This window comes from Shewanella sp. 10N.286.45.A1 (assembly GCF_041470405.1).
Taxonomy (GTDB): Bacteria; Pseudomonadota; Gammaproteobacteria; order Enterobacterales; family Shewanellaceae; genus Shewanella.
Genome location: NZ_JBFRMK010000337.1, coordinates 1 through 1617, shown reverse-complemented (window position 1 = coordinate 1617; position 1617 = coordinate 1). Strand labels below are relative to the sequence as shown.

The following is a 1617-nucleotide window of genomic DNA, read 5'->3' as shown; positions in this document are numbered from 1 at the left end:
ATAAACCAGCTGATATCAATGAGCCTTGAGCGATAAGTGGCAATAAGGTGCTTGAGTTGAACCACTAAATGCTCATCGATGACTTCACCTTTAGCGAATTTCTGCGTGAGCGTTGTACCATTAAACGATAATCATTAGCCAGCCATTGATAATCACGAAGCCTTCACCGGCAGCTTCACCATTGCGTTATTTGTGGTAGTTTTTGTAAAAAAGATGACCCGTTAACGAGAGCTTCGTGGCTCCAGGGCTTAAATGTATGTTGTCGTTGGATCATTTTTGTCGGAACGCGTTAGTGCAAAGGGTCTAAGAATGGGTAGTGGAATTAGCAAATGTATGGGTATCAATTAAAGTTTACACTGACCCTTTATCACATATCGCCCTATGAGCCAAAGATGGCATTCATATCAAAACCTTGCTGTTTCAGTTTGGCTGTTAATTGCTCAAAAACCTCATCATGTACATCCTCCCCGTCAACCAGAGGGATATCATTGAGCTTACCAAAAGCAGAGTGTTCTATATCTGGCGTGTCAATACCACACGCTTTACGTAATGCTAATAACATTAATGCCGGATAAGGAATAAACTGCCAGTTCATATTATTAAACTCAAAAAAACATTTACTCGGCGGCGCGGCGACTTGCATCACTTGCTCATCACATAATAGCGTTATGTAGCTTATAATTTTATCGGGGTCTGCAGTATCCCAATCATCAACAATATGTTGATAAGCAAAGTCATTGACAGTGCAACTTAAGCGCTCAGTTTTATACTGAGCAAAAAGCAAAAGCATAAAATCTGTCAAATGACTTTTCGAGCGATTAATCCAACCACGCCTATAGCCCTCTGATAAAAATTCAAACAAGTTATCCGCTTTATCATGCCGTTCTATAATTGTGGCTATCGCTAAATTAAATATACTGTGGGGTGCTACTCGGTTTCTCAGCTCCCGCCCATAACGCACTAAAGCCAGCTTTTGTCTATAGTAGGTTATTGCGTTATGAATCAGCCCATATTTTAAACATGTTGCTAATTGCTTTTTGAGTAGAGAACCATCCTCAACAAAACTTGCTTCAACTTTCATCTCGAAATAATCTAGTGGTATGCAAAGCTGTGAGTTTAAAAACTCCCAAGCATTTCGCTCAATACCGTCATTAAGCTCAACCTGATCACGCAAAAAACCATTTTTATTAAAAAATTGAAAATCATCAAAATTCTTTTCATAAACAATAAAATACTTAATGACATTGTTTTTAACGCTTTTGCGTTTCCGTAAGAATTTTTCTAAATTTTTACTCATCTCATTACCCTGCTGGCACAGTTTTAACCGTTGCCACACCCGTTTTACCAGGCGCAGGCACACTGACCTTTGCTAGAATCGGTTTTAATGTATATCCGCTGCGAAGTAGTCTTTGAACTCGTAACGCATAAGTCTTAGCTTCTAGAGTCACAGTTTGACCATTTAAATAACCCTTTGCGACCTTATTAATCCAATCTTCCCTCCCGCTCAGTCAAATTCAAACTATCTGGCTTAAGGAGCTTATCGCGGATACTGGATTTTACTTCAGCACTTAATCACTAGCCAGCCATTAATAATCAATAACATAACGAGCGAGGAGC

2 protein-coding genes and 1 pseudogene are annotated in these 1617 nt (G+C 39.3%); all 3 read right to left on the bottom strand.

Going from position 1 to position 1617, the window contains the following annotated elements:
- Window positions 1-125: pseudogene (locus AB4238_RS20735) on the bottom strand (transposase); the annotation flags it as partial.
- A 254-nt stretch (window positions 126-379) separates the two neighbouring features.
- Entirely contained in the window at window positions 380-1297 is a 918-nt protein-coding gene (locus AB4238_RS20730; protein WP_372035352.1) for a hypothetical protein, read from the bottom strand.
- A gap of 4 nt (window positions 1298-1301) precedes the next feature.
- A complete protein-coding gene (locus AB4238_RS20725; RefSeq protein ID WP_372035350.1) occupies window positions 1302-1448 on the bottom strand; it encodes a hypothetical protein in 147 nt (48 codons plus the stop codon).
- Between the last annotated feature and the right edge of the window lie 169 nt (window positions 1449-1617).